This is a genomic window from Bradyrhizobium pachyrhizi, from assembly GCF_029714545.1.
Lineage (GTDB): Bacteria > Pseudomonadota > Alphaproteobacteria > Rhizobiales > Xanthobacteraceae > Bradyrhizobium > Bradyrhizobium pachyrhizi.
This window is the reverse complement of the sequence record NZ_CP121667.1, coordinates 3,219,414-3,235,590: the sequence shown is the minus strand read 5'-3', so window position 1 is coordinate 3,235,590 and position 16,177 is coordinate 3,219,414. Positions and strand designations below refer to the sequence as shown.

General features: G+C 65.3%; 14 protein-coding genes. 11 read left to right on the top strand and 3 right to left on the bottom strand.

The annotated features are described in order from the left end of the window. Nucleotides 1-4 precede the first annotated feature (4 nt). Genes QA639_RS14865 through QA639_RS14855 form a run of 3 tightly spaced genes read right to left on the bottom strand, consistent with a single transcriptional unit; the run spans nucleotide 5 to nucleotide 2,663 of the window. Nucleotides 5-1,555 (bottom strand): WS/DGAT/MGAT family O-acyltransferase, encoded by a 1,551-nt coding sequence (locus QA639_RS14865; protein ID WP_050386016.1) that lies wholly within the window; start codon nucleotides 1,553-1,555, stop codon nucleotides 5-7. A gap of 59 nt (nucleotides 1,556-1,614) precedes the next feature. Continuing rightward, entirely contained in the window at nucleotides 1,615-2,406 is a 792-nt protein-coding gene (locus QA639_RS14860; RefSeq protein WP_157348252.1) for an alpha/beta hydrolase, read from the bottom strand. An 8-nt stretch (nucleotides 2,407-2,414) separates the two neighbouring features. After that, complete coding sequence (locus QA639_RS14855; protein WP_028331826.1) at nucleotides 2,415-2,663, bottom strand: DUF6489 family protein; 249 nt, start codon at nucleotides 2,661-2,663, stop codon at nucleotides 2,415-2,417. Between the two features lie 447 nt (nucleotides 2,664-3,110). On the opposite strand from QA639_RS14855, the gene QA639_RS14850 reads away from it, so the two are divergent. The 11 genes from QA639_RS14850 to QA639_RS14800 all read left to right on the top strand — a co-directional run bounded on the left by QA639_RS14850 (nucleotide 3,111) and on the right by QA639_RS14800 (nucleotide 16,173). Then, nucleotides 3,111-4,709: an ABC transporter substrate-binding protein gene (locus tag QA639_RS14850; protein WP_157348253.1), complete on the top strand. Its 1,599-nt coding sequence runs from the start codon at nucleotides 3,111-3,113 to the stop codon at nucleotides 4,707-4,709. A 103-nt stretch (nucleotides 4,710-4,812) separates the two neighbouring features. Then, nucleotides 4,813-5,793 carry an ABC transporter permease gene (locus QA639_RS14845; protein WP_283090123.1) on the top strand — a complete coding sequence of 327 codons (981 nt, stop codon included), beginning with the start codon at nucleotides 4,813-4,815 and terminating at the stop codon, nucleotides 5,791-5,793. Between the two features lie 11 nt (nucleotides 5,794-5,804). Next, nucleotides 5,805-6,764 (top strand): ABC transporter permease, encoded by a 960-nt coding sequence (locus QA639_RS14840; protein ID WP_028331829.1) that lies wholly within the window; start codon nucleotides 5,805-5,807, stop codon nucleotides 6,762-6,764. After that, nucleotides 6,761-7,744: an ABC transporter ATP-binding protein gene (locus QA639_RS14835; RefSeq protein WP_028331830.1), complete on the top strand. Its 984-nt coding sequence runs from the start codon at nucleotides 6,761-6,763 to the stop codon at nucleotides 7,742-7,744. The genes QA639_RS14840 and QA639_RS14835 overlap by 4 nt, the downstream gene beginning before the upstream one ends. Further along, on the top strand, nucleotides 7,741-8,733 hold the full coding sequence (locus QA639_RS14830; RefSeq protein WP_028331831.1) for an ABC transporter ATP-binding protein: 993 nt from the start codon (nucleotides 7,741-7,743) through the stop codon (nucleotides 8,731-8,733). Before QA639_RS14835 ends, QA639_RS14830 begins: the two co-directional genes overlap by 4 nt. A 112-nt stretch (nucleotides 8,734-8,845) precedes the next feature. Further along, nucleotides 8,846-10,651 (top strand): gamma-glutamyltransferase family protein, encoded by a 1,806-nt coding sequence (locus QA639_RS14825; RefSeq protein ID WP_028331832.1) that lies wholly within the window; start codon nucleotides 8,846-8,848, stop codon nucleotides 10,649-10,651. A gap of 220 nt (nucleotides 10,652-10,871) precedes the next feature. Further along, nucleotides 10,872-11,582, top strand: coding sequence for a DUF1028 domain-containing protein (locus QA639_RS14820; RefSeq protein ID WP_028331833.1), 711 nt, complete (start codon nucleotides 10,872-10,874; stop codon nucleotides 11,580-11,582). Next, nucleotides 11,579-12,568, top strand: coding sequence for an ABC transporter ATP-binding protein (locus QA639_RS14815; protein ID WP_283090122.1), 990 nt, complete (start codon nucleotides 11,579-11,581; stop codon nucleotides 12,566-12,568). Before QA639_RS14820 ends, QA639_RS14815 begins: the two co-directional genes overlap by 4 nt. Further along, nucleotides 12,565-13,671 (top strand): ABC transporter ATP-binding protein, encoded by a 1,107-nt coding sequence (locus QA639_RS14810; RefSeq protein ID WP_283090121.1) that lies wholly within the window; start codon nucleotides 12,565-12,567, stop codon nucleotides 13,669-13,671. The genes QA639_RS14815 and QA639_RS14810 overlap by 4 nt, the downstream gene beginning before the upstream one ends. Before the next feature lie 17 nt (nucleotides 13,672-13,688). After that, a complete protein-coding gene (locus tag QA639_RS14805) occupies nucleotides 13,689-15,200 on the top strand; it encodes an ABC transporter substrate-binding protein (protein ID WP_283090120.1) in 1,512 nt (503 codons plus the stop codon). Nucleotides 15,201-15,231: 31 nt separating this feature from the next. Further along, a complete protein-coding gene (locus QA639_RS14800; protein ID WP_028331837.1) occupies nucleotides 15,232-16,173 on the top strand; it encodes an ABC transporter permease in 942 nt (313 codons plus the stop codon). Nucleotides 16,174-16,177 lie beyond the last annotated feature (4 nt).

Genomic DNA, 16,177 nt, shown 5'->3' with positions numbered 1-16,177 from the left:
ATCCTTATTCGGCTGCGCCCTTGATGTCCGCAGGCGGGGGAGCGAACGCCGCCTCGAGTACATCGAACTCGAGCGGCAGCATGTCGCACATCACCTGCACGTGGGGAATGATGTTGGCACCCACGATGAAGCCGAAATCGAGCTGATCGCGGTAGCTCTGCACGGTGATGTTGAGCGCCACGCCGTGGGTCGAGATCGAAACCGGGAAGATGTGCAGCAGCTCGGCGCCCGCCGCATACAACGTCTGCCGCGGCCCCGGCACGTTCGAGACCGTGATGTTGGTGGCCGGCGGCAGCACGTTGGAGAGGTCGGAGCGGCTGTAGAGCAGCGCCAGGATCTGCACCAGGATCGGCGCGCCCAGCAGCGAGATGTTGGTGACCTGCGGCACCAAGGCGCGCAGCGGATGCGACATCTCCTTGGACTTGGTCGACTGCGCGATGATGGTTTCCAGCCGCTTCCTGGGGTTTTCGATGTCGGTCGCGATCGAGCAGATCATGCCGAACACCTGGTTGTTGGATTCGGCATTGCCCTCCTCGCGCAGCGAGATCGGAACACCTGCCGTCAGCGACTTGTTCGGCAGCGCGCCCTGGCTGATCAGATAGCGCCGCACCACGCCGGAGGCGAGCGCCAGCACAACGTCGTTGAGCTTGCCGCCGGACGCCTTCGCGAGGGCCTTGGCACGCGACAGCGAGATCGAGGTGCCGGCAAAGCTGCGCTCCGACGAGATCGCCTTGTTGAGGATGGTCGGCGGCGAGGACATCGCCTGCAGGCTCTCGCGCGATCTCGGATCGGCGACCTTGGCGACGACGTCGGACAGGCTTTTGATGACCGTCGGCATGGAGCCGGCGAACTTCACCGCGCTCTCGATCTGGAACATGGCGTTGTCGAACAGGATCGAGCCGAGGTCGCTCTTGCCGGAACGCGGCAGCTCCAGGCTCTTCTGCGCGGCGGCGGCCGCCTCGAACGGCTGGGTCCAGAGTTGCTGATAGGCATCGATCAGATTGGCCGCGATGTCGCGCGGCTCCTGCGCGACCTTCTTCGCGCTCGGCGGCTCGATCTCGCGCGGCACCGGCGTCAGGTCGTAGATCATGCTGGTCAGCGCCGCACCGGCGCCACCGTCGATGCAGGCATGGTGCATCTTGGAATAGAGCCCGATCTCGTTGTCCTTCATGCCCTCGAAGACGTAGAACTCCCAGAGCGGGCGGGCGCGGTTCAACAGCTTGGCGTGCATCCAGCCGACGATACGCTCCAGCGTGGCGCGATCGCGCGGCGCCGGCAGGCTGGCGCGGAAGATGTGACGGTCGATGTCGAACTGGTCGTCCTCGACCCAGGAAGGATGATCGATGTCGAGCGGCGCCTTCTGCAGGCGTGCCTTGAGGATCGGTGCGATGTGCAGCCGCGAGGCGATCATCGCCTTGAACTCCTCGAAGAAGTCGCCCTTGTAGCCGTCGGGCAGCCGGAAGATCGCCATGCTGCCGACATGCATCGGCATTTCCGGCGTTTCCAGATAGAGAAACGATGCGTCCAGCGAGGACAGCTTCTTGGCGTCGCTCATGATCTCCTCCCGAGAGCCTACTTACGCGGGCGCCTTGGGCGGCGCTTCTCGTCGTTTGGTCAGGATAGTGCCTGTTCTGGCGGCCCGTAGGCAATGGCAAAGGGGCCCGAGCGGTCAAAATGCCGGAATTCCCCTTCCGGCTGGGCCAGCCGGTCCGCAATCGCCCACAGCGCCGCGGGATTGACGCCGAGGCCGATATGGCTGGCGAAATGCACCTCGATGTTCTCGGCGGTGGCCGACGGCCGCACGCGCGAGGTCCGCCAGTTCACGATGCCATCGGTGCGGGAATAGATCGAGGTCGTCGGCACCGGCATGTCGCCGGCGATCGCGGTGCGGATCTCCGGGATGTCGTCGACACCTTCGCCGGACAGCAGCTCATAGAGCCGCGTCGCATTGGTGGCGCGGATGTCGTCGGCGAACGGACTGCCCAGCGTGATGATGGAGCGCACCAGCTCCGGCATCTGCAACGCCAGGTCGCGCGCATAGACGCCGCCGAGGCTCCAGCCGATGATCGAGACCTTGCGCCCCGTCGCCTCATGGACCCGCTTCAGCAGATCGCGCAGCGCAGCCCGCCTGCTGGAAATCCCACCGAAATTGCGGCCCATGTTCCAGGCATAGGCGTCGTAGCCGAGCTCCTTCAGATAGCGCCGCATCGGCGCCATCGAAAGGTCGCTGGCGAGGAAGCCCGGCAGCGCCAGCACCGGATGACCATCGCCCTTCGGCGCCTGCATCAGGAGGGGCGACAGCAGCAGGCTCGAATTGAGTTCGAGCACGCCGCGCGCCTCCGCCAACATCAGGAACAGGCTCGGCGGGCGCAACCGGCGTTCGGTCCCATCAACGCTCCTGTCCATGTCAGTCACTATTTCTTCTTGCTCGAGCCGCCGAAGCCGGCCATCGCCACGAACATGTCCTGGAAGCGCTCGGCGAGCTTGGGATCGAAGGTGAACCAGCTCTGCATCAGCGATTCCGGCGAAATCTTCTCGATGTTCGACGTCATCTGCTGCTGCAGCTTGTCCATCACCGCGGCCTGCATCGGCGCCACATCCGGCAGGCCGAAGAATTGCCGCGCTTCGAGGGGCGTACAATCTATCTCGACGTTGACCTTCATATCCGCCTCCTCAAATGCGCCTTGGCCCGCCATAGTATCGCCGGGACGGGGCGAGTTGCGCAAGCGAGCCGTACCTGCCCCGGGGGGCAGTCGGCCTCAATCATCCGTTATGGTCAACCAAACCGTTTGGAGCGGTTGCTCCAATCCGCTTGGAGCCCCTGCTCCAAACCGTTTGGAGCCCTTGCTCCCAAACTGGTTGGAGCGGCCGGCATAAGCAGGGCGCGCCGGTGATCATTCCCGTGACCGACAAGCGGCACTCCGAAAGTCGAATGTCACGCGTTCGCGCCAACAGCCTACTCTCCAATCCGGTTCATTGCGCTGCACCCGCGCGGACGGGTTAACCCTTTGGCAAATCGCGCTTGCGCGGCCGGTAAACTCTGGCAACATGGATCAATAATACCAGCCGGACAAAGCAGCCGGCGGACAAAAACGGGGACGCGGGATTACATGTCGGTACGTTGGAGCTTGTTTGCGGCGACTATCGCCGCACTCGTCGCCTTTGCTTTGCCGGCATCGGCCCAGACGTTGAAGTATGCCAACCAGGGCGAGCTGAAGTCGCTGGATCCCTACACGCTGAAGGAAACCACGACGATCGCGCACCACGCCCACGTCTACGAAGGCCTCACCGCGCGCGACAAGGACCTCAAGATCATTCCCGCCCTGGCGGAAAGCTGGGAGACGCTGAGCCCGACCAAATGGCGCTTCCATCTGCGCAAGGGCGTGAAATTCCACAATGGCGATCCCTTCACCGCCGACGACGTGCTGTTCTCGGCCGAGCGCGTCCGCGCCAAGGGCTCCAACTTCCTCAGCAACGTCCCGGCCGACGCCAAGTTCAGCAAGGTCGACGACTACACCGTCGACGTAACGCTGGACTCGCCCAATCCCATCCTGATCTCGCAATGGGATAGCTGGTACATCATGGACAAGAAGTGGTGCGAGGAGAACAACTCGGTCGCACCGACGCCGGCCTCCGCAACCACGCCGAGTTACGCGGCGCTGCACGAGAACGGCACAGGCCCCTTCACGATCGAGAGCCACCAGCCCGGCGTGAAGACCGTGTTCAAGGCGTTTCCAGGCTATTGGCGCAAGCCCGAGCATAATCTCAAGGAGATCATCTTCACCCCGATCGGCTCCGACGCCACCCGCGTTGCCGCGCTGCTCTCCGGCGAAGTCGACGTCATCGAACCGGTTCCGCTCCAGGACATCCAGCGCGTCAATTCCAGCGGCGTCGCGACCGTCATGACCGCGCCGGAAATTCGCACCATCTTCATCGGCATGGATACGGCGCGCGACGAGCTGCTGTATTCCAACATCAAGGGCAAGAATCCGTTCAAGGACATCCGCGTCCGCGAAGCTTTCTACAAGACGATCGACGTCGATCTGATCAAGACCCGCGTCATGCGCGGCATGTCGACCCCCTCGACGCTGATGATCGCACCCGAGCTCTATCCGCTGTCGAAGGAATTCACCCGGCCGAAGCTCGATCCCGATGGTGCCAAGAAGCTGCTGGCCGACGCCGGCTATCCGAACGGCTTCGAAGTCACGATGGACTGCCCGAACGACCGCTATGTCAACGACGCCGCGATCTGCCAGGCGGTGGTCGGCATGCTGGCCCGCATCGGCGTCAAGGTGAACCTGCTGGCGCAGCCGAAGGCGCAGTATTTCGCCAAGGTGCTGAAGCCCGGCGGCTACCAGACCTCGTTCTTCATGCTGGGCTGGACGCCCGCGACGTCCGACTCGCACAACGTGCTGCACGACATCCTCGGCTGCCGCGACGATCCGAAGGATGCCACAAGGGGCGAGGCCAATCTCGGCGGCTATTGCAACAAGGAAGTCGACGCGCTCACCGACAAGGTGCTGATCGAGGGCGACACCGCCAAGCGCGACCAGTTGATCAAGCAGGCCTACGAGATCGTCATCAAGGATTACGGCTACATTCCGCTGCATCAGCAACCGCTGGTGTGGGGCGTGTCGAAAAAGGTCAAATTGACCCAGCGCGCGGACAACCAGGTGCTGCTCTACTGGGCGACCAAACAGGGTGAATAGTGGTTTTGGCGAATTGGGTCCCGGAAGCGCAGGCTTCCGGGACCTCGCGCTTTCCGGCCGCGCAAAGCCGCGCGCCGAATGTCAAAAGCAGTGAAAGGTAGAGATGCTGGCTTTCACTCTTCGCCGCTTCCTGCAGGCGATCGGCGTGATGCTCGCCGTGGGCGTGATTGCGTTCGCGATGTTCCGTTTCGCCGGCGACCCGGTGAACCAGATCGTCTCGATCGACACGTCGGCCGCGCAGCGCGCTGAAATCCGGCACTCGCTCGGCCTTGACGATCCGGTGCTGGTGCAGTTCGGCCGCTACTTCATCAATGCGCTGCAGTTCAAGTTCGGCGTGTCCTACCAGTTCCGCCTGCCGGTCTCCTCGCTGCTGGCGGAGCGGCTGCCGGCGACGCTGGAGCTTTCGATCTGCGCCACGCTGTTCGCGATGGTGACCGGCATCCTGATGGGGGTCTATTCGGCGCTGCGCCGCGACACCGTGCTCGCCAAATTATTCCAGGCGGTATCGCTGATCGGCATTTCGCTGCCGACCTTCCTGATCGGCATCCTGCTGATCTATCTGTTCGCGGTGACGCTGGGCTGGCTGCCCTCCTTCGGCCGCGGCGAGGTGGTGAAGCTCGGCTGGTGGACCACCGGACTGCTGACCGTCTCGGGCCTGAAGGCGCTGATCATGCCGGCGATCACGCTCGGGCTGTTCCAGATGACCCTGATCATGCGGCTGGTGCGCGCCGAAATGCTGGAAGTGTTGCGGACCGACTATATCCGCTTCGCCCGCGCCCGCGGGCTGACCACGCGCGCGATCCATTTCGGCCATGCGCTGAAGAACACCCTGGTTCCGGTCATCACGGTGGCCGGCCTGCAGTTTGGCTCGGTTATTGCTTTCTCGATCATCACCGAAACCGTGTTCCAATGGCCGGGCATGGGACTTCTGTTCGTGCAGGCCGTGCAGAATGTCGATATCCCGATCATGGCCGCGTATCTGTTGATGGTCTCGCTGATCTTCGTCACCATCAATCTCGTGGTCGACATCCTCTACACCGTGGTCGATCCGCGCTTGCGCTCGACCGTCGGCCGCGCGGCATGAGAGGCTGACCGATGTCCGATGCCGTCGTCCCCCATCCCTCCCAGGACCACCAGGCCCCTGCCGGCTGGTTCAGGCGCGCGCTCGACAGCGACGTCTTCTATTCGTTCCGTCGCTCCAGGCTGACGATGGTCGCCGCCGTGATCACGCTGCTGTTCTTTCTGCTCGCAATCTTCGCGTCGTGGCTCGCGGTGCAGAACCCGTTCGATCCGGCGCAGCTGCAGCTGATCAACTCGCGGATCGCGCCGCTGTGGACCGCCGACGGCCAAAGCCCGTTCCTGCTCGGCACCGACGAGCAGGGCCGCGATGTGCTCTCGGCGATCCTCTACGGCCTGCGCATCTCCCTTGCAGTCGGCCTGGCCGGCGTGGTCTTCGCCGGCGCGCTCGGCATCGCCCTCGGGCTGATCGCGGGCTATTTCGGCGGTGTGGTCGACACCGTGATCATGCGGATCGCCGACGTGCAGCTCACCTTCCCCGCGATCCTGATCGCACTGCTGGTCAACGGCGTCGCCAAATCGCTGCTCGGCAACCGGCTCGACGAGATGAGCACGCTCGGCGTCCTCATCATCGCGATCGGCCTCAGTTTCTGGGTGCAATATGCCCGCACCGTGCGCGGTTCGGTGATGGTCGAGAAGAACAAGGATTACGTGGCCGCGGCGCAGCTGATCGGCCTGCCGGCGCCGAAGATCATGCTGCGGCACGTGCTGCCGAACACGATGGGCCCGATCCTCGTCATTGCCACCATCAACCTCGCGCTCGCGATCATCACCGAGGCGACGTTGTCGTTCCTTGGCGCCGGCATGCCCGACACCATGCCCTCGCTCGGCACCCTGATCCGGATCGGCAACAACTATCTGTTCGCCGGCGAATGGTGGATCGTCGCCTTCCCCGGCATTGCGCTGGCCGGCCTGATCCTCTCCATCAACCTGCTCGGCGACTGGCTGCGCGACGCACTCAATCCGAAGCTCCGATGACCAAGCCTGTTCTTTCCGTGCGCAATCTCGTGGTGGAATTCGTCACCCGCCGTGCGACCTTGCGCGCCATCAACGGCGTGTCGTTCGACATCGCCAAGGGCGAGGTACTCGGCGTGGTCGGCGAGTCCGGCGCCGGCAAATCGGTCACCGGCCTTGCTGTGATCGGACTGATCGATCCGCCCGGCCGCATTTCCGGCGGCGAGATCGAACTCTCGGGCACGCGGATCGACCATCTTCCGCCGGAGGAGATCCGCCGCATCAGGGGCAAGCGGATCGGCATGATCTTCCAGGATCCGCTGACCAGCCTCAATCCGCTCTACCGGATCGGCGACCAGATCATCGAGACCATTCGCACCCACAGCAATCTGAGCGAGAGCGCCGCGCGCAGGCGCGCTATCGATCTGTTGGCCGAGGTCGGCATTCCCGCGCCGGAAAAGCGCATAGACGGCTACCCGCACGAATTCTCCGGCGGCATGCGCCAGCGCGTCGTGATCGCGCTTGCGATCTGCGCCGAGCCCGAACTGATCATCGCCGACGAGCCGACCACCGCGCTCGACGTCTCCGTGCAGGCGCAGATCATCGCGCTGATCAAGCGGCTCGGCCGCGACCACGGCACCGCCGTGATGCTGGTGACCCACGACATGGGCGTGATCGCCGAAACCTGTGACCGCGTTGCGGTGATGTATTCCGGCCGCATCGCCGAGATCGGCCCGGTGCAGGAGGTGGTGCGCAACCCGCTGCATCCCTATGCCAAGGGCCTGATGGGCGCGATCCCGACCCTCGCCGGCGAGGACAAGCGCCTGGTGCAGATCCCCGGCTCGATGCCGCGGCTGTCGGCGATTCCGCCGGGCTGCCCGTTCAATCCGCGCTGCGCGTTTGCCTTCGATCGCTGCCACGTCGAACGCCCCGAGCCGATCCGGCAGGGCACGCAATCCGTCGCCTGCCACCTGTTTGAGCCGGCGAAGGAGACGGCGGCATGAGCGGGACGTTGATCGAGGTCAGGAACCTGCGCCGCGTCTTCGACGTCTCCAAACCGTGGCTCAACCGCGTGATCGAGGGCGGCCATCTCGAATTCCTGAAAGCCGTCGACGGCGTCTCTTTCGACATCAAGCGCGGCGAGACCTTCGCGCTGGTCGGCGAATCCGGTTCCGGCAAGACCACGGTCGCGCGGATGGTGGTCGGCCTGCTGCCGCCGAGCTCGGGCGAGGTCGTCATCGACGGCGTCTCGATGACCGACCCGCGGCAGGGCCAGGCGCGCCGCCGCTTGCGCCGGCGCATCCAGATGGTTTTCCAGGATCCCTATGCGAGCCTCAATCCGCGCTACCGGGTCGCCGCCATCGTCGCCGAGCCGATCCGCGCCTTCGACCTGATCCAGGGCGAGCGCGACGTCAAGGCTCGAGTCGGCGAATTGCTCTCGCTGGTCGGCCTGCACCCCGACGACGGTCAAAAATTCCCGCATGAATTTTCCGGCGGCCAGCGCCAGCGCATCGCGATCGCCCGCGCGCTGGCATCGGAGGCCGAGTTCATCGTCTGCGACGAGCCGACCTCGGCGCTCGACGTCTCCGTGCAGGCGCAGATCCTCAACCTGATGCGCGATCTGCAGGACAAGTTCGGCCTCACCTATCTCTTCATCAGCCACAATCTCGCAGTGGTCCGCCACATGGCGAGCCGGATCGGCGTGATGTATCTCGGCCGCATCGTCGAGATCGCCGAGGGCAGAGAATTGTTTGAGAACCCGCGGATGCCCTACACGAAGATGCTGCTCGGCGCGGTTCCGGACCTTGCGATGTCCGGCCGCCAGCGCATCCCGGTGAAGGGCGAGATTCCGAATCCGATCGATCCGCCGTCAGGCTGCTCCTTCAACCCGCGCTGTCCCCTCGCCTTCGATCTCTGCCGCCAGAAGACACCGGAACTGATCGACGGCGTCGCCTGCCATGCCGTCAACAGTCCCGCCGCCGTTCCGGCATGATCACGCGGATGGGAGCGGCCATGTCCACCAAGCGGTTGGCATACCAGCCGGCCTGTGATCAAGTGCGCCCGCCAAAGAGGCCCAACAACAAACCGACGAACGGTCAATCGCCATGAGCAACATCAACCCCGATCCGTTCACAACCCGGCCCGAGATCGAAGGCACTTTCGGCGTCGTCACCTCGACGCACTGGATCGCCACCGCGGTCGGCATGGCAACGCTGGAGAAAGGCGGCAACGCCTTTGACGCCGGAGTGGCCACCGCCTTCACGCTACAGGTGGTCGAGCCGCATCTGAACGGCCCCGGCGGCGACGTTCCGATCATCGTGCACGACGTCAAGCGCGCCAAAAGCGAGGTGATCTGCGGCCAGGGCCCGGCGCCGGCGAAGGCAACCATCGCGCATTATCGCAGCGAGGGTCTCGAGATGGTGCCCGGCACCGGCCTGCTTGCGGCCTGCGTGCCCGGCACATTCGAATCCTGGATGCTGCTGCTGCGCGACTACGGCACCATGAAGCTGCGCGACGTGCTGGAGCCCGCGATCGCCTACGCACGCGACGGCTATCCGCTGGTCGAGCGTGCATCGGCCACCATCAAGACCGTCGAGCAACTGTTCCGGAAATACTGGACTACATCGGCCGACGTCTATCTGCCCAACGGCGAGGTGCCGAAGCCCGGCACCATCTTCACCAACAAGAAGCTCGCGGAAACTTACGCACGCATCCTCGATGAGGCAGAGAGCGCCGGCGGCGATCGCGTGGCGCAGATCGAGCGCGCGCGGCAGGCCTGGTCGAAGGGCTTCGTCGCCGAGGCGATCGATAAGTTCTGCCGCACCCAGGAGGTGATGGACGTCTCCGGCTCGCCGCACCGCGGCGTGCTGTCGGCCGACGACATGGCGCGTTGGCAGCCGACCATCGAGGCGCCGCTCACCTATGATTACGGTCGCTACACCGTGCAGAAGGCCGGGGTCTGGAGCCAGGGTCCGGTGATGCTGCAGCAACTCGCGCTGCTGAAGGGTTTCGAGCTCGACGGGCTCGATCCCGCAGGCCCCGACTTCATCCATCTGCAGATCGAAGCCGCCAAGCTTGCCTATGCCGATCGCGAGACGTTCTACGGCGACCCGAAATTCACCGACATCCCGATCGAGACGCTGCTGTCCGATGCCTATAACAACGAACGGCGCAAGCTGATCTCGAAAGACAAGGCTTCGCTCGACTTCCGCCCCGGCTCGCTCGAGGGCTTCGGCGGCGTCGTGAAGTTGCGACACGCCGAAGGGCATCGCGAGGCGGTCGGCGCCATGGGCGCGGGCGAGCCGACCGTCGGCCGGTTCGGCGAGGTGCGCGGCGATACCGTGCATTTCGACATCATCGACAAGGCCGGCAACATGATCTCGGCGACGCCGTCCGGCGGCTGGCTGCAGTCCTCGCCGGTGATTCCCGAGATCGGCTTCTGCCTCGGCAGCCGCGCCCAGATGTTCTGGCTCGAGGAGAACCACCCTGCCTCGCTCGCGCCGGGCAAGCGGCCGCGCACCACACTCTCGCCGACCATGGCGCTGTGCGACGGCGAGCCGTATCTCTCCTGGGGCTCGCCGGGCGGCGACCAGCAGGATCAGTGGATCACGCAGTTCTTCCTGCGCCATGTCCACGCCGGTCTCAATCTGCAGGAGGCGATCGACGCCCCGGCCTGGCACTCCGAGCATTTCCCGATCTCGTTCTGGCCTCGCACGTCGCGGCCCGGTGTGCTGGTGCTGGAAAACCGCGTGCCGAAATCGACCATCGACGAATTGAAACGCCGCGGCCATGTGGTTGAGATTGGTCCCGATTGGTCGGAAGGCCGCCTCACCGCGGCCTCGAAGGTCGGCGCCCGCCGCCGCGCCGCCGCCAATCCGCGCGGCATGCAGGGTTACGCCGCAGGCCGCTAACACAAGGTGATCGCCACAGCATGATGACGTCCGGTCGGATCGCGGAGCGAGCCCCAAACTCCACCTTGCCCCGCTTGCGGGGAGAGGTCGGATCGCATCGAAGATGCGATCCGGGTGAGGGGGAGTCTCCGCGAACTCGATTTGTACCATCTTCGCGGAACAAGCCCCTCACCCCAGCCCTCTCCCCGCGAAGAGCGGGGAGAGGGAGAAGAGACGCGAGATGACCTGGTCGATCATCGCCCGCGACAGCGCCACCGGCCAGCTTGGCATCGCCGTCGCGACGCGGTTCTTCGCGGTCGGCGCGCTGGTGCCGCACATCGCACCCGGGATCGGCGCGGTGGCGACGCAGGCGCTGGTCAATCCCTATTACGGCATCGACGGCCTCGCGCTGCTGCGCGGCGGCAACAGCCCGCATGAGGTGATCGCGGCGCTGATTGCGCCCGACAGCGGCCGCGAGAGCCGGCAGGTCCATGTCATGGACGCCAGGGGCCGCATCGCAGCGCATTCCGGCAAGGACTGCATCGACTGGTTCGGCCATATCGCCGGCGACGGGTTCTCGATCGCCGGCAACATGCTGGCCGGACCCGCGGTGCTCGACGAGACCGCGCGCGTTTATGCCGCGAACGAGAAGCTGCCGTTCGCGGAACGGCTGATCAAGGCGATGTTCGCCGGCGAAGCGGCCGGTGGCGACAAGCGCGGCAAGCAATCGGCGGCTCTTCTGATCCACGGCGCAGAGGAATGGCCGGCGCTCGATCTGCGCGTCGACGACCACACCGATCCCTTGCGCGAGCTGGAGCGGCTGGAAGCCGTCAGCCGAGAGCACTGGGTTCCGTTCCGGAGCTTCATGCCGACCCGCGACAACCCGGCCGGAACCAGCGATCGCGCCACGATCGACGCCGGCATCGCGGCGACAACCACGAGTCGCGAATGACGGCAGGCCCGCTGATCGAGATCGAGGGCCTGCGCGTCGCCTTCCAGGGCGACGACGGCCGCGTGACGCATGCCGTCGACAGCGTCGATCTTTCCGTCGCCAACGGCGCCACGCTCGGCCTGGTCGGCGAGTCCGGCTGCGGCAAGAGCGTGACCTCGCTTGCGATCATGGGGCTGTTGCCGAAGCAATCCGCCGCCGTCTCCGGCACGATCCGCTTCGACGGCTTCGACCTGCTCGACGTGCCTGATGCGACGCTGCGCGACCTGCGCGGCAATCGCCTCGCGATGATCTTCCAGGAGCCGATGACCTCGCTCAACCCGAGCTTCACCATCGGCGACCAGATCACCGAGACGATTCTGCGCCACCGCGGCGGCTCCCGGCGCGCGGCGCGCGAACGCAGCATCGAGCTGCTGCGCCGCGTGCATATTCCCTCGCCCGAGAAACGCGTCGACGAATTTCCGCACAAGCTTTCCGGCGGCATGCGCCAGCGCGTGATGATCGCGATGGCGCTGGCCTGCGATCCGCAGCTTCTGATCGCCGACGAGCCGACCACCGCGCTCGACGTCACCTTGCAGGCGCAGATCCTCGATCTGATGCGGGAGCTGAAGGCCGCGAGCGGCGCCGCGATCATCCTGATCACCCACGATCTCGGCGTCGTCGCCGAAGTCTGCGACGAGGTCGCGGTGATGTATGCCGGCGAGATCGTCGAGCGCGCGCCGGTCGACGAGCTGTTTGCCAATCCGCAGCATCCCTACACGGTCGGCCTGCTCGGCTCGATCCCGCGGCTCGACCGCCGCACCAGCCGTCTCGCCACCATCGAGGGCATGGTGCCGAACATGGCGAACCCGCCCGCCGGCTGCCGCTTTGCCGCGCGCTGCCCGTTCGTCGAGGATGCCTGCACCAAATCGCCGCCGCCGCTCGCGCTGCTGAGCCCGACCCACGCCTCGCGCTGCATCCGCGCGCCGCTGGAGCGGCTGGTGTCATGACTGCGCTGCTCGAGGTCGAAGGGCTGGTGAAGCATTTCGTCGCCGAACGCTCGCTGTTCGGCCGGCCGACCGCCCATGTGAAGGCGGTCGACGGCGTCAGCTTCACGGTCGAGGCCGGCAAGACGCTGGCGCTGGTCGGCGAATCCGGCTGCGGCAAATCCACCGTCAGCCGGCTGGTGCTGCGGCTGATCGAGCCGGATGCCGGACGTATCCGCTTCGAGGGCCGCGACCTTGGCACGCTCAATGCCGAGCAGCTCCGCGCATTCCGCCGCGACGCGCAGCTGATCTTCCAGGACCCCTACGCCTCGCTCAACCCGCGCATGACGGTGAGCCAGATCCTGACCGAGCCGCTGGCGCTGCACAATCTTGTGCCGCCGCCGGCTCGCCGCGAGCGCGTCGAGCAGCTGTTGCGCCTGGTCGGGCTCGAGCCGCGCTTCGCGCGGCGCTATCCGCATGAATTCTCCGGCGGCCAGCGCCAGCGCATCGCGATTGCCCGCGCGCTCGCGGTCGAGCCGAAGCTGATCATCTGCGACGAGCCGGTGTCGGCGCTCGACGTCTCGATCCGCTCGCAGATCCTGAATTTGCTGCGCGACCTGCAGGACGGCCTGAAGCTCGCCTATATCTTCGTCTCGCACGATCTGGCCGTCGTGAAGCACATCGCCGACCGCGTCGCCGTGATGAACCTCGGCACCATCGTCGAGACCGCCGATGCACAGGCGCTGTTCGCGGCCCCGCGCCATCCCTACAGCCGCGCGCTGTTGTCGGCGATCCCGGTGCCGAAGCCGCGTGCGAAGCGCAGCCGCATCGTGCTGGAGGGCGAGCTGCCGAGCGCGCTCAATCCGCCCTCCGGCTGCCGCTTCCATACCCGCTGTCCCTATGCGATCGCGCGCTGCCGCAGCGAGGTTCCGCTATTGCTGGCGGATGACACGGGCCACGCCACGGCCTGTCACCGCATCGCGGACCTGCCGCCCGCCGAGAGTATCGTCCCCTCTGACGGTGGCTTCTCGCCGTCGCTGGACAAATTGGTGGCGGCCTTCAGCGGAGCCGCGGAAGGGACCGGGCGCGGCGGGGTTGGTCATTTCGGGACGGTGCCGCAGGCATGAAAATGGGGAGCTGTGTGATGAGGATGTTTGGTTTGGCGGCAACCGTTGCCGCCCTGCTGCTATCGCTGGCGGCTGGCGCCCAGGCACAGACCACGCTGCGGATCGGTCTTGCCGAGGACCCCGACGTGCTCGACCCGACCATGGCACGCACCTATGTCGGTCGCATCGTGTTTGCCGCGCTGTGCGACAAGCTGTTCGACATCGACGAGAAGCTCAACATCGTGCCACAGCTCGCGCTGTCGCACGAGACCTCCGCCGACGGCAAGGAGGTCACGATCAAGCTCAGGCCTGGCGTCAAGTTCCAGGATGGCGAGCCGCTCGATGCGGAGGCAGCCAAATTCTCGCTGGAGCGGCATCTGACCTTCCCCGGCTCGTTCCGCAAGCCGGAGCTTGCCAGCATCGATCACATCGATGTCGTCGATCCCCTAACCATCAAGCTGGTGCTCAAGGCACCGTTCTCGCCCCTGATCGCGCAGCTCACCGACCGCGCCGGCATGATGGTGTCGCCGAAGGCCGCCAAGGCTGCCGGCGACAAGTTCGGCCTGCATCCGGTCTGCGCCGGTCCCTACAGATTCGTCGAGCGCGTGCAGCAGGACCGCATCGTGCTGGAGAAATTTGCCGACTACTGGAACAAGGACAATGTCTTCATCGACCGCATCGTCTATCTGCCGATCGTGGACGCCACGGTGCGGCTTGCCAATCTCAAATCCGGCGGGCTCGACCTGATCGAACGCGTGCTGGCGACCGACCTGAAGGACGTGCGAGCGGATTCGCGGCTGAAGGTCTCGAGCGCGATCGAGCTCGGCTATCAGGGCATCACGCTCAACATCGGCAAGGACAAGGCCAAGGGTGCCCTCAGCCAGTCCGCCAAGGTCCGGCAAGCGCTTGATCTGTCGATCGACCGCGAGGCGATCAACCAGGTCGTGTTCAACGGCGAGTTCAAGCCTGGAAACCAGTGGCTGAGCCCGGATCATCCTTACTACCAGAAGGACTTTCCGATCCGCCCGCGCGATGTCGCAAAGGCCAAGGCGCTGTTGAAGGAGGCCGGCGTGACGCCGCCGGTCAGCGTCGATTTCATGGTGCCGAAGGGCCCCGAGACCGAAGCCACCGCGCAGGTCATTCAATCGATGGCGGCGGAGGCCGGCTTCGACTTGAAAATCCGGGTCACCGAATTCGCGACCTCGCTGAAGCAGGCCGAGGCCGGGGAATACCAGGCCTATATGCTGGCGTGGAGCGGCCGCATCGATCCGGACGGCAACTCCTATGTCTTCCTGCACAAGGATGCGCCGCAGAACTACAGCGCCTGGGCCAGTCCCGAGGCCGACAAGGCGCTCGACGACGCCCGCCTCACCACCGACATGGCGCAGCGCAAGGCGATCTACGCCAAGCTGACCAAGCTGGAACAGGAGGACGAGCCGCTCCTCTACATCTACCATCGCCGCATCATCATCGCGCACGCCACCAAACTCGACGGCTACAAGCAGATGCCCGATGGGCTGGTGCGCGTGGTCGGGCTGAAGCTGAAATGATCACGCCGGTGTCCGGGACACGAGCATCGCCATGCTGAACTTCCTTGCCAAGCGGCTGGCTCAGATCGTCCCGACGCTGTTCTTCGTTTCGGTCTTGATCTTCTCGCTGCAGCATCTGCTGCCGGGTGATCCGGCGCTGGTGATGGCCGGCGAGGAACGCGATCCTGCGGTGATCGCGCAGATCCGCGCGCAGTACCATCTCGATCAGCCGATCCCTGTGCAATATGTCTACTGGATCAAGGGCGTGCTGTCGGGTGACTTCGGCGAGTCCTTGCGCAACAAGATGCCGGTGCTGGAGCTGATCGCGCAGAAGCTGCCGGTGACGCTGCAGCTTGCAGGCATGGCGATCGTGATAGCCTTCCTGATCGGCATTCCCGCCGGCATCGTCTCGGCGGTGAAGAAGGGCACGGCCTGGGACTACGGCGCCAATCTGTTCGCGCTGTGGGGCATCTCGACGCCGAACTTCTGGCTCGGCATCATGCTGATCTTCCTGTTCTCCATCGAACTCGGCTGGCTGCCGGCGTCCGGCTACGTGCCGCTGACCGAGAACTGGCGCGCCAGCATCGCCGCGTCAATCATGCCGGCCTTCGTGCTCGGCAATGCGATCGCGGCGATCCTGATGCGGCACACACGAAGCGCCATGCTGCAGGTGCTGGAGAGCGACTATGTCCGCACCGCGCGCGCCAAGGGCCTGTCCGAGCGGACGGTGATCCTCAAGCATGCGATGCGCAACGCGCTGACGCCGATCATCACGCTCGGCGCACTCGAGCTCGGCACGCTGCTGTCAGGCGCGGTCCTCACCGAGCAGATCTTCTCGATCCCGGGCTTCGGCAAGCTGATCGTCGATGCCGTGTTCAATCGCGACTATGCCGTCGTGCAGGGCGTGGTGCTGACCACGGCGACGATCTACATCACGCTCAACCTGATCGCCGACATAGCCTACATCCTCGTCAACCCGCGGCTGAGGGGCTGACCAG

Bases quoted from the DNA above. Each gene is read 5' to 3' on its own strand.
- QA639_RS14865 (WP_050386016.1), bottom strand. From the start codon at position 1,555: ATGAGCGACGCCAAGAAGCTGTCCTCGCTGGACGCATCGTTTCTCTAT.
- QA639_RS14860 (WP_157348252.1), bottom strand. From the start codon at position 2,406: ATGGACAGGAGCGTTGATGGGACCGAACGCCGGTTGCGCCCGCCGAGC.
- QA639_RS14855 (WP_028331826.1), bottom strand. From the start codon at position 2,663: ATGAAGGTCAACGTCGAGATAGATTGTACGCCCCTCGAAGCGCGGCAA.
- QA639_RS14850 (WP_157348253.1), top strand. From the start codon at position 3,111: ATGTCGGTACGTTGGAGCTTGTTTGCGGCGACTATCGCCGCACTCGTC.
- QA639_RS14845 (WP_283090123.1), top strand. From the start codon at position 4,813: ATGCTGGCTTTCACTCTTCGCCGCTTCCTGCAGGCGATCGGCGTGATG.
- QA639_RS14840 (WP_028331829.1), top strand. From the start codon at position 5,805: ATGTCCGATGCCGTCGTCCCCCATCCCTCCCAGGACCACCAGGCCCCT.
- QA639_RS14835 (WP_028331830.1), top strand. From the start codon at position 6,761: ATGACCAAGCCTGTTCTTTCCGTGCGCAATCTCGTGGTGGAATTCGTC.
- QA639_RS14830 (WP_028331831.1), top strand. From the start codon at position 7,741: ATGAGCGGGACGTTGATCGAGGTCAGGAACCTGCGCCGCGTCTTCGAC.
- QA639_RS14825 (WP_028331832.1), top strand. From the start codon at position 8,846: ATGAGCAACATCAACCCCGATCCGTTCACAACCCGGCCCGAGATCGAA.
- QA639_RS14820 (WP_028331833.1), top strand. From the start codon at position 10,872: ATGACCTGGTCGATCATCGCCCGCGACAGCGCCACCGGCCAGCTTGGC.
- QA639_RS14815 (WP_283090122.1), top strand. From the start codon at position 11,579: ATGACGGCAGGCCCGCTGATCGAGATCGAGGGCCTGCGCGTCGCCTTC.
- QA639_RS14810 (WP_283090121.1), top strand. From the start codon at position 12,565: ATGACTGCGCTGCTCGAGGTCGAAGGGCTGGTGAAGCATTTCGTCGCC.
- QA639_RS14805 (WP_283090120.1), top strand. From the start codon at position 13,689: ATGAGGATGTTTGGTTTGGCGGCAACCGTTGCCGCCCTGCTGCTATCG.
- QA639_RS14800 (WP_028331837.1), top strand. From the start codon at position 15,232: ATGCTGAACTTCCTTGCCAAGCGGCTGGCTCAGATCGTCCCGACGCTG.